Raw genomic sequence first — 17,788 nt, 5'->3', positions numbered from 1 at the left:
AGCAAAAGTACAACCTTGCAAAAAATTTAGAGCGTATTGATTTATGCCACACAGCACATCTCAATACGCTTTCAACAGATTACAGAGCCGTTAGCAAATTATCTAGGCCAGATTTAAAGAGCGCTTGTGTTTCTTCATCGGCATTTACATTTAAGTATGAGCTGATTTGCGTGGCAAAACTGGCAATCATATCCGTTGATAGGCCTAGCGCCTCAAACTGTTGCTTCAAATCATTTACAGATTTAAGTGTAGAGCTATATTCAGATGCCTTATTAAGTAAGCCTGATAATGACGAGCTAGAACTTGCTGCCGTATCGCTGCTAAGTGAAGGCACGTTCTCAAGAAGCCCATCAATACCAGGAATACTGTTCGCCAGCTGCGCGTAGTCACCACTAGAAAGGTTACTTTGAACATAGTTCATGATAGATGCAATACCGCCTTCTGATTGCGTTTCAGATACATTTAGAGTGTTAGAGACTGTGTCTACTAGGCTGGATAAGTCGATAGCAGACGCAGCACTTGTCGCCATTTCAGTCAGGCTACTAGAAGTAACAGTCGAGTCAGCTTTCTTGTCGCCTAAAAGACCTTTGAGCTGCTCGATGTTGGCATTTGCGTTTGGTGTAACAAACGCAAGGGCAAGAATTGCGGGAGCTAGAGTGAAGCGGTTCATAATAAATTTCCTTGTTGTACACCGAGGGAGTAAAAGCCCCTCTTAGCGCAATGTGATGGCCGATAATTAGCTATCGATTATCTAAGCCGTCCATAAATTAGAATAAAGAAGATAAATGAGTACTCGTATTCTACCGTAGTGCAGAGGTATTTTCTTTAGATGAAATGTAAAGGCACTTTACGCTTTCACTAAACCTCGCATAGCTAGAAAGTAGTGATACTAAAATAAGTGTAAATCAGACAGCAATTAAGTTAATTAGACAAAACACTAAAAGGAGCGGTGCGCTCCTTTTAGTATTCTGACAAGTCTCGTGCTTACTTGCTTTGTTTGGGTGGAATAATTATGCGCTCTGCGTCTGGGAGGGCATTCTTCTCAATACTCGCGGTATCAAGGCTGGCGCTAAGTTGGTAGTCTAACTGAACGAGAAGCCCCGTTTGCCTTACTCCTTTTCCGCCCTGAATACGCGGTTTGTATTCCCATTGTTTGAGGGCAACTTTAGCGCTCTCATCAAATACACCTGCTGGCTTCGATTTGACCACGTTTATGTTATCGGTCGCGCCGGTTTCAGTGATATCGAAAGAAAGCACAACCAAGCCTTCTACATTGTTTTGTGCCGCTTTTTCCGGGTAAGCGGGTGGAACACGTTTTACAGGTGACGCCATGTTAATGTTATTTTCAGCTTTAGCTGACGGTACAGGTGAATTTGCCAATGCTGTATTTACAGTCAGTAGCGCGGCAATGGAAAGCATCCCTGCTGCCAGTACTTTACTGCTCTGAATAGGTTGTTTGATGGCGTTTAATCGTTTGATCATAGTCCTTTTTTCTCCAAAGGTTGGGTATAGCCCCATAGTACGGTGCAGGGCGTTTGAACAATGCTCAGCACACTGCACAAGTGCTTTTGCATAGGTGAGTTTTTCTTTGTCTGTTTTGTGTTTCAGTACCGCGTTATCGCATGCCAGCTCTTGATTTATTCTGAAGGATTTCAGTGCTAGCCAAACGAGGGGATTAAACCAAAATAGAATGGCGAGAATAAGCGCTAAGGTATTCCAAAGATGGTCATAGTGTTTGCGATGTACGTTTTCATGTTCTAACACCAAGGCTTGTTGCTTTACTGAAAACGTGCTTTTAAATGAGAAGGGGATAAGTACTTTGGGTTTGATAAAACCAAACAACATGGGCATGGGCGCTTTGCTAGAATAGTACGCATTGGTGTGTAATGCGTGGCGCTTTGAAATAGAAGTCCACGTTGCGATGTGATGGACCAACACATAGGTAGTAATAATGGTCACACCTATCGCCCAAAGAGTAAACCAGGTTGCAAAGTTGTCAGCGCCAAGCGTGGGCTTTACACCAACCACATATCGAGTGAAGGCACTCGATGGAATACTCACTAACGACATGGGAAGGTTGTTAACAATCAAGCACGCAGGCACTAACGCCCACAATTTATATGAAAGAGAAACGCCAATCTTATTAGTAAAAAAGTGCTCGCATATAATCAGTAAGCCAAGCGCTAGCGATAAAACGCCTTGTTGAGCAATGAGCCAATCAATCATTTTTCTGTTCCCATTCCTTTATAAGGGCTTTCAGTTCACTCACATCTTGTTTAGAAAGCGCGTTTTGATTGGCAAAACCGGCAACCATAGGGGCGATTTTGCCCTTAAATAAGCGACTAACAAAGTTTGTCGTTTCTTTCCTTGTATAATCCTCGCGCGCAATGAGCGGGTAATAGAGATATTGGCGTTGCTGCTTTTCAAACCCTAACACGCCTTTTTTTACCAGCCGGCCAAGCAGCGTCTTTACTGTTTTTTCATGCCAATCTTTTTTATCGTTAAGCCGTACTACAACGTCATTTGAGGTTGCAGGATGGTCGTCCCACAGTACGTCTAACACTTCAAATTCAGCGTTCGAAATTTCAGGTTTTTCCTGCATGTTGCTCATAGTAGTAACATCTTTTTTGTTTGATTACATTTGTAGTCGATATGTTTAGATTACACTTGTAATTTTAAAGTGCAAGAATTTTTTGCGTGTTTTTAGAGCTGTCTCAAAGAGTGGGGCACCTTGCCTTTTCGTATAGACTTGGGGCCTTTAAATTACACAATGGTGCAAATAAGAAAGTAGTTAGACAAAATGAATGAGAGTAACAAGCAAGACCAGAAGTAAATAGAGGCAGTTGAAGCCTAAGGTACCTTTAATTTTTCAGTACAGAACGGTAAAGCTAAGTTCATTGGCTTCCAGAAACTCACCCAAAATTCGGGCTTGTTGGTTTCCTCGTGGGACCATGACATAGCAGGGCGGAGTTGGGGTGACCTCCTGTAACTCGTACCACAGGGTATCAAGTACATCTTGACCGTTTTTAAGGAAGGTTTCGCCCCAAGACGTAGCGTAAAGAATAGACACGTCCTCGACTGTTGCCTTTTGTCTAAGCGTAGGAAAGTTAACCACGGCAAAACATGCCGTAATCCTTTCGGGAGCGAGTAAGTCATTTCGAGGTAATGAGGCCACTTTGACAGGTGGCAAGTACTTACACAAATGTTTAAGTAGGTCGTTTAAATCTAGCTCACTGACTTCGCCATAATTATAGTCGAGCAACACCTTCGTATTTGTGTCGATAATCTTACTTGAAACGCACCACACCATTAGCGCGATAGCGCTGGGCGCTTGATAAATTTTCTGCGACTCGTCGATAATGCCTGATTTGCTAAGAAGGTCTCCTGCATAGGCCGACCACACCTCGTCACCGTTTTTGAGCTGACGCATGGCAATCGTCACGGTATCGCAATACAAGCTTTCGTCAAAAGCTCGCCTTAAAAACTCAATTTTGTCGGGCCTTTTAGCGTAGTATGTGCTCAGCCGTCTACCCAAAACCGTCATGTCTTTTTCGTCCATGACCTGTTGATAGTGGCCTAATTCTTTTGAAATACGGCGATAACACTTCAACAAAAACCGATGAATTCGTCGGCTTAGCTGTACTCGCTCACTGAAATTCCACGTTTGCTGATTATCAAAATGTGCAAGATCCTTGCGACTCCAGCCCCACTGCCTGGCGTAAGACGCCATAATTTTGCGCTTAAAATTAGGTTTTTCGTCTTCAAAAAGCGGCTCGCTTAGTGCACAGCCACACTTTAAGTATAAACACTGCTGTAAAACGGCAACGTCTTCGGCTTGCCCATGAGCTTTGTAGTGAGCGATGAGCTCGTCAAACATCAATGAGTAGGGATCAATTTCAGAGACATGCCCTGGTGCTTCACTAGCCCTGTGAACGTGCCTTTTTAAGATGTTGCATAAGGGCTGACCTTCGTTAATATTGGCCAGATAAACCTCAAGCTTCGCCATTTTGAGAACGGATTTAAAAGGGGAGTCCATGGCTTTTCCAAGCTGCCAAATCGCAGCACCGAATAGCTCGCTGGCGTCTAACTTTTCTACGTTACCTAAATCCATAAACCAGTCTAGGTCGGGCGAACCCCCTTTTTCTAAACTGCTATAAATCGCTCCATACTGCTTGTCAGACGTTTTATCCGGGGTTAGCCACCAGAAAGGCGCTCGACCAGCTACCACAATGCTTGTGCTGTAAAACTCAGACTTTAATAATAATGCTTGGGCTGAACCGGCACTTTCACCCTCTGCAATTCCAAAATCATTTTCTTTTACTTTATCAATTTCAGACAAAAAGAAGTGTACTTCGATACCGAAGCGTTCATCTGCCCATTCTTCAATTGCGGTAAGTTTTTGCTGTAATAACGAGAGTTCCGTTGCCGTGAATTGCTTACCATCAATGCAGACCCAAAAGTCAAAGTCTGAGTCGTCGGTTTGTGCAATGGTTCCCACACTGCCCATCAATAACAGTGCATCGATAGCGCGTTGCCGTGGCCAAATCTGTTTTACTTCGGTAAACAAGTGGCTTTGCGCGGGAAAACAACGTAATAAAGCTTTTTCTATATCATTTCGGAACGAGTAATTATTTATCCCGAAAGGAACACTCTCACCTGATGGAAGCGGCGCTACATAGCCAGGAAGCGCTTCGTGATTAACGTGCACTAGAAAAGGTAAAACGTGAAAAAGTGGCTTGTGCTTTTCAGGCATAAGGGTAAGTGCACGTTCGATACGCGACTTATTATACCTGAGAACTCGCAACAACCGTATTGTAAGGTTTTGCTTAACTGAGAGCGTCTGTGGCGCTGCCATTATGTCAATCTACACTTCATCATGGTGCCAAGCATAACGCTATTTTGCTCCAACTTCCTCAAATTTTCATCGCAAAGTGAGCATCTTTCCCAACAGCGAGTGAAAAGGGCAATACAGGCAAAAGTAATCGGTTTTGAAGACGTTCGAGAGAAATCACCATAACGTTTAAATATTTTACGTGTGGCACTATTTTCAATTGTAAAATAACGCGATTTATTTTTTCGGCGGATACTGCTCAAGTAATCTAATTACAAGCTCATCCAATTTATTTTGAATGCTTAGACTGTCTTTTGATTCAAGTTCTACCGCACCAGATGCGCTGTATATGAATTTGCCGTCTTTAACCATATCAATCTGAAGGCCTTGCTGTAATGTGGTTTGCTCTCCAACGGGAATACTGAAAATACTGCCGAGAGAGATACCACCCGAGCGCCCGAAGCTCCCGGTTCCCAACCCAAGATTTAACGTGGTGCCATCTTCTTTTGTCGAGTTAGATGGTAAGTATACTACCGTAATATCAGCGTTATCCTCTGAGGCAGGTGCCAGCCCTTTCGCTATTAAATGCTGTGTAATGTTAGAGGATAGATGATTGGCCAGCGTTGCATTTATTGGTTTAACCGGGGCGGGAATGTGAAAGGTTTTGATATCAGCAAAATTCTGTGTCTCATCGACACTTACCTGCGGCTTATTGCTACTGCAGGCACTTAAAACAAGCACACACATTGCTACTAATAAAACCGCCTTTATTTTATTCACTGAAAGTGCTGTCTCATTGATAAAACCTGTTAAGGTACCGCTATACATAACCTACTCACTGTAAAGTATTGCTTTTTTAAAGACATCTGCTGTAAAGCAAAGTTCGACTATAAATATCTTAAACGTCGCTATTACTTACTTTGGATCGCATAAAACAGACTGTTTTAGCAAAACTTGGCAAAATCGTTGCTGTCTCTAATGTTCAAGAAAAAGACGTTCTGTCTTTACTCGCTGTATAATCCTACAAGTTTGAGAGCTCGGCATTATCATAGACTTATCGTTTTTTTGGCCATAAACCTTGGTTGACTTTTTCACTTGCTAGCCAGTCAACTTAAGTTCATTGCAGCTAGGTGCTCCACATAGAACGATGAGCCGTATGCAGTAACTTATAACTCGTTTCTATATAATCTTTTACGTCTGTATTTTTACTCAGACTGAAAGATTGCGGCAATCAATCAAGGAAAAGTGAACATGAAACCAACGTTACTAAAACACGGTGCACTAGCAGCGGTAGTGGCCTCATTTTTTTCATTCAGCGCAACTGCACACAGTTCAGAAGAGGCCCAAGTTGAGCTAGTTGGTAAAATTAAAGGGACTCAGATAACTGGTGTTACCGTTAGTAATAACGGGCGAGTATTTGTCAGCGCGCCAAATTGGCGTGATGGCGTGCCTTTCTCGGTTGCGCTAGTTTCCGACAATGGGGATTTCACTGCTTACCCTAATGCAGCGACAAACGCGTGCGTGGCGCAAAGTAAAGTGCGTAAAGATTGTTTTTTAGCCGTGCAGTCGGTAGTTGCACACAAAGACAAACTTTACGTATTGGATACCCGAAATCCAAAGTTTCAGGGTGTGATAGATGCTCCTCGTGTGTTTGTTGTTAATTTGGCGACAAACAAAGTAGAGGGCGCATTAATTCTCAGTGAAGAAGCCTATCACCCTGACTCATATATCAATGACTTGCGCCTAGACGAGAAAATGAATCGTATCTACATGACAGACTCAGCACATGCTGGATTAGTCGTGTATAACCTTGAAGATGATAGCAGCTACCGTATTTTAGATAATCATGAAACTACAAAAGCTGAGGTTGACGCCTTAAGTATTCAGGGTAAACCTTTCAAAATGACGGTTCAGTCAGACGGTTTAGCGCTAGATACGCTTAATGACACCGTATATTTTCATGCATTATCTGGCTATTCGTTATATGCCGTTAATACCGCTGATATCAAGAGGGCTTCAAGTGATGTACTGGCTAAAAAAGTGCGAAAAGTCGCAACAACAGGTGCGCCAGATGGCATGATTTATCATCAAGGTAACGTTTATTTAGCTGATTTAGAAAAGCAAGAAGTGCAATACCTTACGCCAAGTCTAGACCTTCGTACCCTCGTGAAAGGCGATGTGGTTAACTGGGCCGACACTTTTAGCATTTATAACGGTTCGCTTTACTATACGAACAGCAAAATACAAGATGCGGGTAGTGATGTAAGCAATATGACGTTTGAAGTGTACAAAACAGCGCTACCTGCCCGTTAAAGTTCGGGTAATAGTTAAGGAACAGAACATGAGCATGATTAAAAAAAGAGGTAAGGCATCACTCGGTTTGTCGGCTTTACTCTTCTTCGCAGGGCCGGCCTCAGCAAAATCAGATTTTGAATATGGCCCAGTGTTTAGCACTTTTGGGAAACATGCGTCAGTCGAGGGCGTAAGCTTTCCTGAAAATCAAACATTCAAGATTGCATTTGATGTTGCCAAAGCGGCAAACCCCGGTGAGGTTAACCGCAAGTTTGAGTCGCTGGCGCGGTTTATTAACATGCACGTAGCTAACGGCGTAAAACAGGAAAACCTCTCGCTCGCGCTTGTGGTGCACGGCTCTGCTACCGAAGAAATGCTCAAGACGGCAAACTTCAAACAGCGCAAAGACCAGCCTAATGGCAATGAAACACTGCTTTCAGCACTTATGGAACAAGGTGTTGAAGTAATAGTATGCGGACAGTCTGCTGTTGCCCATGGCGTTGAAAAAAGTGCATTGATAGACGGAGTGAAAATGGACTTGTCAGCCATGACAGCGCATGCGCGCTTAGCGCAAAAAGGGTATTCGGTGAATCCTTTTTAGGTTGGTTGAAATGTACGAGGTTCGTGCTGTGAAGTGTATATGTACTTATGCGGACACCTAAGACAAAAAGCAGACATTTAATGAGTAGTTTGTTTCTCTATTTGACTTGGCACTTTCGCCACATTACTGGATCTTTCCTGTGTGTTTCAATCCGATAGATGCATAGCGTATTTCATTTGTTGATGAAGCACCCTAATGACGAAAATGCCGTCATCGACTTTTTTATAGAAGACCATGTGTCTATGAACTGGGAATTGTAGGTAATTCTTTCTAATGTCCTCCGCTGAAGTACCTACATTAGGGGTTTCCGCCAGAATAACTAGAGCTTCGTGTAGGGCAACAAGATAGGCTTCAGCTTGAGTTACGCCATGAATATTGGCTGAATAATCGTAAATCCCGGAGATATCTTCCTCTGCTTTATTAGAGAGGGTGTATTTATTCATTTTAAGGCTCGAACTTTCTTAGCTTGAATAATATCCAAAACATTCTTTTCACTTTTTCCACTCAATTCACCTTCTATGAGAGCTAAGCTAATTGCCTCTCGCTCACTCTGATTGCGACGTACTAAATCGCGAATATAATCACTAGCATTAGCAAATTTGCCAGTTTTTACTTGTTCATCAATCCACGAACGCATTTCGTCAGGAAGTGATACATTTAAAGTTGCCATTGTCTAATTCCGAATGTCCACCATTCGCAAATTATGGCAAATATTGACAAAGATTGCCAATTGAGTGATGGATGTTTGGTTTAACTGATAGTCCCGGAGCACTGTGTTAAACGTCCAGTTTAGCGTCACTCGAAACACTGCGCTTAATCAAAATTCGACCTTTTGCTTTAAGTAAACAGAAGACCTACGAGTCCATAGGCACCTTAAGGTACATAGCTGCAGCTTTAAGTTAATTCCCCCTAGTGCACAGAGCCTTTGGCGTAATTTCCTAAAATCGACTAGCTAGTTGAAACCTGCCCAAGCGAAACAATCTTCTCAAATGGTGTGGTGTCGGGCAACGTACCTAAGGCAAAACCACTAGCGTTGCCAAGCCTAGATTCACAAAAAGTATGAGCAATATCGATAATGGCATCATTGTTGTCGAGTGCCGTAGCAAGTAAAGTACAAGCCTGAAGCGCTAGCGCCATCTGCTCTGTTAAATAGCGGCTTCGCATTTCCATGTTCTGCGTATTTGATAGCTCTTCAAATAGCTTACTAAGATGAATATCGTAGTGCTTATTTTTGCCAGTTTGGGTCTTAAGCTCGGAAAATAAGGCCTCTTTCACATTGGGCTCTTTGGCAAGTGCGCGCAGCACATCTAAGCATTGCACGTTTCCACTGCCTTCCCAAATAGAGTTAAGTGGGGCCTGACGGTAGTAACGGGGCATGGGGTTTTCTTCAACGTAACCAATGCCGCCTAAACATTCTTGGGCTTCGTTAACAAACATAGGCGTGCGTTTACAAATCCAGTATTTTCCAATTGCCGTGGCAAGCCTTGCTAATGCGGCTTCATGGTTGTTACTCGATGCACTATCAACTGCTTTTGCTACTCGCATAGTTAGTGCGGTGGCGGCTGCGCATTCAATGGTAAGGTCTGCCAGAACGTTTTGCATTAGGGGCTGATTGACTAACGTTTTGCCGAAGGCGTCGCGATGACTCACGTGATGTAATGCGTGAACCAGTGACTGCCGCATAAGAGCAGATGATCCAATCATGCAGTCTAATCGGGTAAGCGAAACCATATCTATGATAACTGGCACGCCGCGGCCTTCTTCGCCAATCAAATATGCGGTGGCTTCCTGGAATTCAACTTCAGATGACGCATTGCTCCAGTCGCCTAACTTGTCTTTCAAACGCTGAATGCGCACGTTATTAAGTTCACCGTTTTCAAGCATTCTTGGTAGTAAAAAACAGCTTAGTCCGCCTTCTGCCTGTGCAAGTATAAGATGGGCGTCGCACATGGGGGCTGAGAAAAAGAATTTATGCCCTACAATATGGTAACTGCCATCAGCCTGTTTCACTGCTGTCGTGGTGTTTCGTCTAACGTCCGACCCGCCTTGTTTCTCGGTCATACCCATGCCTATGGTGAGCCCGTGTTTCTGACTTGCGGGAAGAGAACGAGGATCGTATACGCCGTTAATGGTTTTATCCAGGTAGTAGGGCGGTAAGTTTGCTCCATAACGCATAGCTGGGATTGCAGCGTGGGTCATGGTTAGCGGGCAAGATGTACCAGACTCAGCTTGATAATGCATATACATCAGCGCTGCGCGAACAGTATGGGCTCCTTTAACTCCCTCGTGTGTCCACGAATAGTTGTGAACATTGTGCTGCATCGCACTTTCCATTAGTGCGTGATAGCTCGGGTGAAACTCTACATTATCTGTGCGGCGGCCATAACGATCGAATGTATGAAGCGTTGGCTTGTTCTTATTAGCAAGCTCCCCGTGACCCATAAGTGTATCACCCGCAAGTTGGCCATATTGATCTAATAAACCTTCGTCGTGCTGGTGTGATGAAGGTAAATGGTGGTTTACCAATAGACGTAACAACGCATCATTGCGCCACAAATTGTAGGGGGCGGGTATGGTGGGCTGGTTTTCTACAACGTGCGTTACAAATCGATTTGATGAGGTCATGGCATTTCCACTTATAAATAGAAAGGGTGCATCTTTTTTGTGCTTTTACTTTAGAGCGCAATCTTAAAACACTCCGCCAAAACATTACATTAATATTTACGAAATAACAATTAATGTAATGTTTGTGCCTGACGCATGTTTGTATGATGATGAATGAATATGTATTTGGCCTGATGCCACCTGAGATTTTGCGAAAAAACCTTGTCCCTATCTGAGATAAAGAAGTAATAAGAATTTGATAGTAGAAAATGAGAGAAAGCCCGTAGCACGAAAGCTTTTGCTAAAGCTATTGGGATCCCGTGACAATATTCAGATGAATGCCAGTGCAGCGGTTCGCGTGGGGGCGCTGTTTGGGATTTCTGAAAACAATATTCGCGTTACGCTCACGCGTTTACAGTCTGCGCAGCTCATCACCTTGGTTGAGCGAGGCTATTACAGACTGGGCGACAAAGGCATTCGTTTTGCTAAAGAAATACATCAGTGGCGAGAAGATGAGAACGGCCTGGTACCTTGGCAAAACGATTGGGTTGTTGCTCAAACCAGCCCCCTTCCTAAAAGTGATAAAAAGCAGTACAGAAATAATGAACGTGCACTCAAGCTTTTGGGAATGAAAAAGCTGGCAAACGACGTTTATCTTAGACCGAACAACTTTTCAGGCGGCGTTGGCGAAGTTCGAGAAAGGCTTCACACGCTTGGCTTGTCGGGTAAAGCGCTAGTGTTTAGGGCCAGCGACTTTGACAATAAAACACAAACTAAGGCGATGGGACTATGGCGCCAACTAAACCTAGCGTCGCTGTATAAAGACGGATGCCGTGAAATAGAGGAATCTCTTGCTCGATTACCGTCTTTATCCCTTGAAGATGCAACCAAAGAATCCTATGTGATAGGAGATAGAGCGTTATATCACTTGGTGTTTGACCCTCTATTGCCTGCGCCGCTAGTTGATGTGACGATGCGCGAGCGTTATCGTAATTTGGTAAAGCATTATGATGATATGGGCGCAGAGATATGGCATCGCTTTTTGAACCTAAAATAGGTTAGTAGCCTTGGAATTAAAACGGAAGTAGCCGAAATGGAAGTAAATATGACCGCATCGAGACCTTTGTTTAAGCATATACGCAATCACACCGCGCTTTTCAGTGAGTTGTCTCAATACCGAAACGCCGCGGTGAGCACCTTAGGGTTCGCAGGTTATGAGTTTCACAAAACACCTAAGTTCGTAACCGAAGATGGAAGCAGGCTCACTATAGAGCCAGAGAGAAGTATTGTTCTACCCAGAGTTAATGCGTTATCGGGCTTGAAAAATAAGCTGACACAGGCTATTCCCACGTTACACATGGTTGAGCATAGTGAAATAGGCTATCGCTACCCAACGGCAGCGTTGGCTGGTCTAGACGCGCCATTCATAAAGCGAATGCGTTCTGAATATTTTCACAAAATAGATGAAGACAGAAGTATTTGCCGCCCTGTGAATTTGTCCTACGGCATTAAAAGTCGTGGTAAAGCCGATAACAGACAAGAATACGAAGTGTGGATGCCTGATGAAGCGCCAGATCAAAATCCGTTACCTCTTCTTATCAATGCCTATGGCGAGGATTTGCCTAATGATGTAAGGCACTTTGTTGAACAACCATCTAAAGTTCACGGTTGGATGGGTGTTAAGCGAGCGGCATTTGAAGCCCTTTACACAAACAAACAACATTGTGGTGATTTGATTATTTGCGTTGCTATGAGCGTAGATGCCTACAATATTGGGGCGAAACCCGACTTAGCCTATTCTCCTGAAGCGGAAAGTTCTATTGCTGTTAGCAATGCTGAATTTGAATGGGAGATTGAAGGGTACTATGCACCTAGAGGATGGGCGTTTGATCACGACGAGGTGTGGGCAGCAATAAATCACACGTTAGAAGCTATAAACGAGCCGCTTGATAATTTATACGGCAACGAGATTATTCCTATTGCTGAAAGCAAAACCGAACGAATTCTGTCAACGCTGCAGTCACTGGGCGTTAGGCAAGAAGAAGTAGACGACCTCAATCTTCAGCCATGGGAATTCATGCTTACCGAGAGTGAGCATAGGGTTAAAGCGCACGATCCAAGTCGCTCGGTTAACTTGTTGGGTAGGCTAAATCGACTCTTCTACCAGCCAGAACAGCAGTTGCCATCACTTAACTGGATGCACGATCTCATTTTATAGGTCGAGACTGTAAAGGTTACGCTGGAAACGGCTATTACCCCGTTGTGATTTTTTGAACCAAGCGCGCTGAGAGCAATTTCATGCGCGCTTTTTTATATTCCTTCTGAAGTCATTCTGTAACTAAAAAGACTTATATGTAAAATTTTATATAAAATATGTTGGTTTTTGTAAATAACTTTCATTTTTATCGTGATCTGTCTGTTTATTTTGTTATTTCTGTAATTAAATTACGAAAAATGCTTTATTTTTTGAAAGTATTGTTCATAATGTATTCATCACTCAGGTGATATCTAATTTAGTTACAAAATAGGAATTCAAAAATGAAACTGTCTACTTTCGCTATTGCTCTAACATTATCTGTTGCTGCCACTCAATCTTTCGCAAAAGATGTCGTACTAAAGCCAATTAACGACAACATCGAAACACAAGCATGTTTAACTGCTGCTGAAGATGGTTTTGGTCCTGCATTGCGTCTTATCCGTTCAAAAGGTTTTAATGCAGAAGAGTTCAGTGCATCTGTACGTTGCAACGGCGAATCACTTCGCACTTTTGCTTACATGTACAAAAACAACAAGGCGACTGAGAACGCGAAAACTGTAGCACTTGTTGCTAAGAACCAAGATGTTGCGTCACAGGCTTGTCTAGAAGCGCTTTCAGTAGGTAAAGAAGCGGCACTAGCGAAGTTTGGTTTGGAAGGTGAGAACATTATTTGTAACAACAAAACAATGTCTGATTTTGTTCGCGAATACAGTGTAGAGAACGTAGTTGTTCGCACTGCTGCTGAATAAGACTGCGTTTTAGGATAGCAACCTACTGCTTATATTTAGTACAGTTTCATGGCCTTTCGCTTGAAAGGGCGAAAGGCCTGACACTTTACGCTTCGCTTGATTTAATTCTACGTAAGTCTTCTCGCATCGGCCAACCTTTAGCCGCACCGTTCAGTTTTTTCATTAAGTTTAGGCCTTAAAATAGGCGTAGCGCTCCACCTATAGTTATTGGTTTTTGTCTGAATGAATCAAATGAAACTCAGTTTGCCTACCATCTAAATAGGTTACTGTCTGACCGTCAAAAAATGCATCTTCTTCCAGCATAATTCTAATTTCTTTGTTCCACTCTTTAATAAAGCTTGCTGCATTGAGTTCTATCGAATAAGCCGTCTGTGCAAACACTGGATAGTCACCTTGAACTGGTACTCCTTCCTGTGCATCCCACATTCCTATCGTTGGACCAGCCGCGTGCCCATGAAAACCAAGCGGGTGGGTGTAAATAGCGGGCGTAATGCCTTGTTCGATAGCCTGCTGTCGCGACATACTCAAAATAGTGTTACCTGTTCTGCCTACTTTAAAATTACCGGTCAGAATGTCCTGCAACTGGTTTCCAGATTTAAGTGCTTCCTTAAGTGAAGCTGGCGCGTCTTTTTCACCAGGCTTTAACACGTAAGCATGCTGCTGTTGATCAGTATTAAGTCGAAGGTAAGTAATGCCGAAATCGACATGAATGAGATCACCCGGTCGAATTATATTTTCGCCAGGGCGTTTGCTAAATGCGCTGATTTGATCGAACACTTCATTGTCTTGGCGTTGAATTGAGACAGTAGGATGAAACCAGTTGGTCAGCCCTAAAGCGCGCGTTTGATCTCGCAGCCACCACACCACATCGTCTGTAGTTGTCACGTTAGGGGTTATAACTTCATTTGAAAATGCCGTTGCTATCAGTGAATGACCAATTTGAGTAAGTACCGGATAATATTGCATTTCAAGGTCACTGCGCGTTTCCAGCCAACCGATTGAGAGTCTTTCTCCACTTACGACGCGGCTTTTCAGCGCTTCAGGAAGTACGGCCATAAATTTGTCGTGTTCGGTAGAGGTCATGCCATCAGCGAGTGCAAATGAATCAGATGTATTAATTGCAATTTTTGAAGGGTTTCCCGCTTCGATAATGTGCTTCAATGCTTCCCACTGGTCGGGTTGCGCTTCCTTATCCCACGCTTTTTTAAATAGCGATCCTACCGCATACCTTGCAACAGCCAAACGTTCAAGCGGTTGGCCATTTCCGGGATTGTAAATAACTAACATGGTGTGACGCCTTGCGGAAATCCAAGTAGAGGGCAGCATAGTTTTTAAGACGGGATCTTCGTTGTACTCGCGAGACATTAACACCCACATATCGATGCCCTCGCGTTCCATAATGTGGGGCAGTACATCACTAAAGCGCTGTTCAAGAATATTATCAATTAAGACACTTCTTTCTTTCATCGACAGCACCGAACTGGCTTGTACACTGAAACCAACAAGGGTGAGTAGAAGAAATAACGTTTTTTTCATATGCATTCCGTTGTTTTGGCAGTTATTTTTGTATTATTGGCTACTCTTTATACCGTTAACATGTAAATTACGGTTTGTACATATATATCAGCTTAAAGGATATCTTGATGAAATTTTCTTTTTGTTCTTGTTTGCTATTTTTTGCGTGCATAAGTTTTCACTCGGTTGCGCAAACGTCGATTAAGTGGGGCACTGACTATTGGCAGGACTATACAAACTATGACGGAAGCGGCTTTTATAACGAGCTAATACACAAAATTTTTTCAGAGCCAGAGTACATAGTAGAGGTTCACTATTATCCCTGGAAGCGTAGTGTAAAGAACGTGTTGCAAGGTAGTATTGATATGACAGGCGCTATGCACAAGACCGAAAGGCTTTACCATTCTGAGCGGCCTGTGCTTATTGACACCGTAGTTATGGTAAGCCGCGTAGACGATGCTTTAACGCTAGATTCTCTTGATAATAAACTCGGCGCTTACCGTTCAGGTTATGAAGATATGGTGTTTTATCCCTATTTAAAAGAAGCGACGATGGGAATGGAAGTTGAAGATTCATATAAGGGGTTAACTTTGTTGGCAATGAACAAAATCGACTTTTACGTTGGAGCTGAGAGTTTGGTGCGGCTCGCTTTAAATGAGCGAGACGATCGCTCAGAATATGAGATCTCGAAATTAGGCAGTTTTAAATTATATTGGTCTTTCGCTCTCAATAAACATGGTTTGGCGCTCAAAACCGCATTTGATGAACGATTGGACACTTTGCGCGAGCAAGGTGTGCTCGCGGCGCTTTATCGAAAATATGGTCTGATCATGCCTTTCTGACTAGCCCACTGAGGGGTAAATTAGCCTCATCAATTAGCTGTATGAAACGACCTCAACTTCTATATTTTGCTGAGCCATGAAATAGAAGCGCCTACCTGGCTCATAATCACCATGGCTGTAGGTTTTAAAATTTAGTGCCAGAACTCGTTGTTCTGTTTCGTCTAAATTCTGCACTACAATACCAATATGATTGATATTGGCCAGCGTTTTATAATCGCTTTCTATCTCATTGATAGTTTTTGGTCTGTACAGCGCTAGATAGTCCTTATAGTTTCCTACGTGCACGGTGTAGCCATCATTTTTCGCGCCGCCGCTCCATCGTACTTTCCAATCAAATAGTGTACAAAGCAAGTTAGCTAATTTATCTGGGTCTTGAACGGTGATATTCGCGTGTTCTAAGTATGCGGTAGTCATGTGTTTTTCCTTGAGTAGATTATCAACGAAAAACAGCTTAATATCTAAAGCTAACTTTAGATCAAGCATTTTTTGATTGGTGCTTTGTAATTAGTTTTTGTCAAAAAAGAGGGCGCTATGGCAACAGAACCCATGGTGAGCATTGGATTTATTGCGAAGCGCACTGGCAATGCCGTTTCATTGATCCGCTACTATGCTAATGAAGAGTTAATTCCTTCTGTTCGCACTAGTGGAGGAAATAGAGTATTCCCTCGTTCTGTCATTCGCAGGGTGTCTTTTATTTTAATTGCGCAAAACCTGGGGTACTCCCTTGCTCAAATAAAGAACCTGTTGTCTACACTTCCTGACAACAGGACGCCGACCCAATCTGATTGGGCGCAATTAAGCAGGGTGTTTAATCAGCATATTGAGGAAAAAATTACAGCACTGAACAGTCTGAAAACGTCATTAGAAGGATGTATTGGATGTGGGTGTTTGTCATTAGAACGCTGTAGGCTTTACAATACCGACGATAAAGTGGCAGCCCAAGGTAGTGGCGCCCAGTTGCTCGATGAAAACGTGCAATCTCAGTTTTTAGTTTCTCATAAAAAGTAGCGCGTCATGCACCCAAAAAACCTTCATAAGAACGGCTATCCTATGGATGCGCTGTGCCATTCATATCCGGCGCTTAAGCCGTTTCTCGTGCGTGCCAAAAGCGGCAATATAAGTATCGATTTTACTAACCCCGAAGCGGTGAAAAAGCTCAATGCTGCCTTGCTTCACCACTATTACAATCTAGAATATTGGGATATCCCCGATGGTTACTTGTGTCCGCCTGTACCTGGCAGAGCAGATTACATCCACGGCATTGCAGACTTACTAAAAACATCAGGCAGAGACCAACAACCGGTTTTTGGATTGGATATTGGCGTTGGAGCTAATGCTATCTATCCAATTATTGGTGCCTCATCTTATAATTGGTCGTTCGTAGGAAGTGACGTGGACGATGCCGCAATCAAAAGTGCGAAAGCCATTGCCGGTAAAAATAGTGTGTTAGCCAGTAAATTCAGCGTTCGCCAACAAACTAACAGTGCGCATATTTTTAAGGGCGTGATCGAAGAATCTGATCGCTTTACCTTTACCATGTGTAACCCGCCGTTTCATAAATCCCCGCAAGAGGCGCTGTCTGGCACCCGTCGAAAAACATCTAATTTGAGCCGAAATAAAGAAAAGCGAAGCGGAGCCAAGTTTGCTGGTAGTCAGGCGCAAAGTGTTGAACGTCGCTTGTCATCAGCAGAACTCAAGAATAATGCTGCCAGAGGACAGGCCGTTAACTTAAATTTTGCGGGTCAGGCCAATGAATTGTGGTGCGAAGGTGGAGAGCTTGCCTTCATTCAGCGAATGGTGCAAGAAAGCGTTTCGGTAAAAGCTAATGTGGAGTGGTTCACTTGTTTAGTGTCTAAAAGTGCACACGTAAAGCCAATTAGAACGAGTATAAATTACTATGGCGCCACTTCGTGTGAGGTTATAGAAATGGAGCAGGGTAGTAAAATTAGTAGGTTTATAGCCTGGTCGTATTCTAACTAAGGTTATACTATTGTATGTTTGACAGATAAGTATGAATGGTCAAAGCTTTATAATATTTTAAATACTTACTTACCGGTGTTCATGAATTCTGTTGTTGTATTCTTAATTCTACGCTTC

The 17,788-nt window shown here is 43.1% G+C and carries 18 protein-coding genes; 8 read left to right on the top strand and 10 right to left on the bottom strand.

Annotated elements, in window-relative coordinates:
• Positions 1-79 precede the first annotated feature (79 nt).
• The 5 genes from GVO62_RS16280 to GVO62_RS16260 form a co-directional block, all read right to left on the bottom strand.
• Positions 80-670 carry a DUF2780 domain-containing protein gene (locus tag GVO62_RS16280; protein WP_159120140.1) on the bottom strand — a complete coding sequence of 197 codons (591 nt, stop codon included), beginning with the start codon at positions 668-670 and terminating at the stop codon, positions 80-82.
• A 314-nt stretch (positions 671-984) separates the two neighbouring features.
• Complete coding sequence (locus tag GVO62_RS16275) at positions 985-2,226, bottom strand: M56 family metallopeptidase (RefSeq protein WP_159120139.1); 1,242 nt, start codon at positions 2,224-2,226, stop codon at positions 985-987.
• A complete protein-coding gene (locus GVO62_RS16270) occupies positions 2,219-2,611 on the bottom strand; it encodes a BlaI/MecI/CopY family transcriptional regulator (protein ID WP_159120138.1) in 393 nt (130 codons plus the stop codon). Before GVO62_RS16270 ends, GVO62_RS16275 begins: the two co-directional genes overlap by 8 nt.
• Positions 2,612-2,869: 258 nt before the next feature.
• Positions 2,870-4,855, bottom strand: coding sequence for a class I adenylate cyclase (locus GVO62_RS16265; RefSeq protein ID WP_159120137.1), 1,986 nt, complete (start codon positions 4,853-4,855; stop codon positions 2,870-2,872).
• A 213-nt stretch (positions 4,856-5,068) separates the two neighbouring features.
• Positions 5,069-5,659 carry a DUF4136 domain-containing protein gene (locus GVO62_RS16260; protein ID WP_159120136.1) on the bottom strand — a complete coding sequence of 197 codons (591 nt, stop codon included), beginning with the start codon at positions 5,657-5,659 and terminating at the stop codon, positions 5,069-5,071.
• A 423-nt stretch (positions 5,660-6,082) separates the two neighbouring features.
• Here GVO62_RS16260 and GVO62_RS16255 point away from each other — a divergent pair, with 423 nt between their 5' ends.
• Together GVO62_RS16255 and GVO62_RS16250 are read left to right on the top strand one after the other, a co-directional pair.
• Positions 6,083-7,144, top strand: coding sequence for an L-dopachrome tautomerase-related protein (locus GVO62_RS16255; RefSeq protein WP_159120135.1), 1,062 nt, complete (start codon positions 6,083-6,085; stop codon positions 7,142-7,144).
• 28 nt (positions 7,145-7,172) lie between these two features.
• Positions 7,173-7,724, top strand: a complete 552-nt coding sequence (locus GVO62_RS16250; protein WP_159120134.1) for a DsrE family protein — start codon at positions 7,173-7,175, stop codon at positions 7,722-7,724.
• Positions 7,725-7,870: 146 nt separating this feature from the next.
• Here GVO62_RS16250 and GVO62_RS16245 read toward each other — a convergent pair whose 3' ends face one another.
• The 3 genes from GVO62_RS16245 to GVO62_RS16235 form a co-directional block, all read right to left on the bottom strand.
• Positions 7,871-8,167 (bottom strand): type II toxin-antitoxin system RelE/ParE family toxin, encoded by a 297-nt coding sequence (locus tag GVO62_RS16245; protein WP_159120133.1) that lies wholly within the window; start codon positions 8,165-8,167, stop codon positions 7,871-7,873.
• Positions 8,164-8,394: a type II toxin-antitoxin system ParD family antitoxin gene (locus GVO62_RS16240; protein ID WP_159120132.1), complete on the bottom strand. Its 231-nt coding sequence runs from the start codon at positions 8,392-8,394 to the stop codon at positions 8,164-8,166. The genes GVO62_RS16245 and GVO62_RS16240 overlap by 4 nt, the downstream gene beginning before the upstream one ends.
• Before the next feature lie 278 nt (positions 8,395-8,672).
• On the bottom strand, positions 8,673-10,349 hold the full coding sequence (locus GVO62_RS16235; protein WP_159120131.1) for an acyl-CoA dehydrogenase family protein: 1,677 nt from the start codon (positions 10,347-10,349) through the stop codon (positions 8,673-8,675).
• Positions 10,350-10,584: 235 nt separating this feature from the next.
• On the opposite strand from GVO62_RS16235, the gene GVO62_RS16230 reads away from it, so the two are divergent.
• The 3 genes from GVO62_RS16230 to GVO62_RS16220 all read left to right on the top strand — a co-directional run bounded on the left by GVO62_RS16230 (position 10,585) and on the right by GVO62_RS16220 (position 13,334).
• A complete protein-coding gene (locus GVO62_RS16230; protein WP_159120130.1) occupies positions 10,585-11,385 on the top strand; it encodes a PaaX family transcriptional regulator in 801 nt (266 codons plus the stop codon).
• Positions 11,386-11,433: 48 nt separating this feature from the next.
• A complete protein-coding gene (locus GVO62_RS16225; protein ID WP_159120129.1) occupies positions 11,434-12,546 on the top strand; it encodes a hypothetical protein in 1,113 nt (370 codons plus the stop codon).
• Between the two features lie 320 nt (positions 12,547-12,866).
• On the top strand, positions 12,867-13,334 hold the full coding sequence (locus GVO62_RS16220; protein ID WP_159120128.1) for a DUF3718 domain-containing protein: 468 nt from the start codon (positions 12,867-12,869) through the stop codon (positions 13,332-13,334).
• A 204-nt stretch (positions 13,335-13,538) separates the two neighbouring features.
• Here the strand turns inward: GVO62_RS16220 and GVO62_RS16215 are convergent, their stop codons facing one another.
• Positions 13,539-14,870, bottom strand: a complete 1,332-nt coding sequence (locus tag GVO62_RS16215; RefSeq protein WP_159120127.1) for a M24 family metallopeptidase — start codon at positions 14,868-14,870, stop codon at positions 13,539-13,541.
• 107 nt (positions 14,871-14,977) lie between these two features.
• Here GVO62_RS16215 and GVO62_RS16210 point away from each other — a divergent pair, with 107 nt between their 5' ends.
• Entirely contained in the window at positions 14,978-15,691 is a 714-nt protein-coding gene (locus tag GVO62_RS16210; protein WP_159120126.1) for a substrate-binding periplasmic protein, read from the top strand.
• A gap of 33 nt (positions 15,692-15,724) precedes the next feature.
• On the opposite strand, the gene GVO62_RS16205 is transcribed toward GVO62_RS16210, so the two are convergent.
• Positions 15,725-16,105, bottom strand: a complete 381-nt coding sequence (locus GVO62_RS16205; RefSeq protein ID WP_159120125.1) for a VOC family protein — start codon at positions 16,103-16,105, stop codon at positions 15,725-15,727.
• A gap of 117 nt (positions 16,106-16,222) precedes the next feature.
• Here GVO62_RS16205 and soxR point away from each other — a divergent pair, with 117 nt between their 5' ends.
• Both soxR and rlmF read left to right on the top strand, forming a co-directional pair.
• Complete coding sequence (soxR, locus tag GVO62_RS16200; protein WP_159120124.1) at positions 16,223-16,699, top strand: redox-sensitive transcriptional activator SoxR; 477 nt, start codon at positions 16,223-16,225, stop codon at positions 16,697-16,699.
• 6 nt (positions 16,700-16,705) lie between these two features.
• Positions 16,706-17,671, top strand: a complete 966-nt coding sequence (gene rlmF / locus GVO62_RS16195; RefSeq protein ID WP_159120123.1) for a 23S rRNA (adenine(1618)-N(6))-methyltransferase RlmF — start codon at positions 16,706-16,708, stop codon at positions 17,669-17,671.
• The last annotated feature ends 117 nt before the right edge of the window (positions 17,672-17,788 follow it).

The sequence above is a fragment of the Alteromonas sp. KUL150 genome (assembly GCF_009811475.1).
GTDB classification, from domain to species: Bacteria; Pseudomonadota; Gammaproteobacteria; order Enterobacterales; family Alteromonadaceae; genus Alteromonas; species Alteromonas gracilis.
This window is presented reverse-complemented; position numbering and strand designations above follow the sequence as displayed.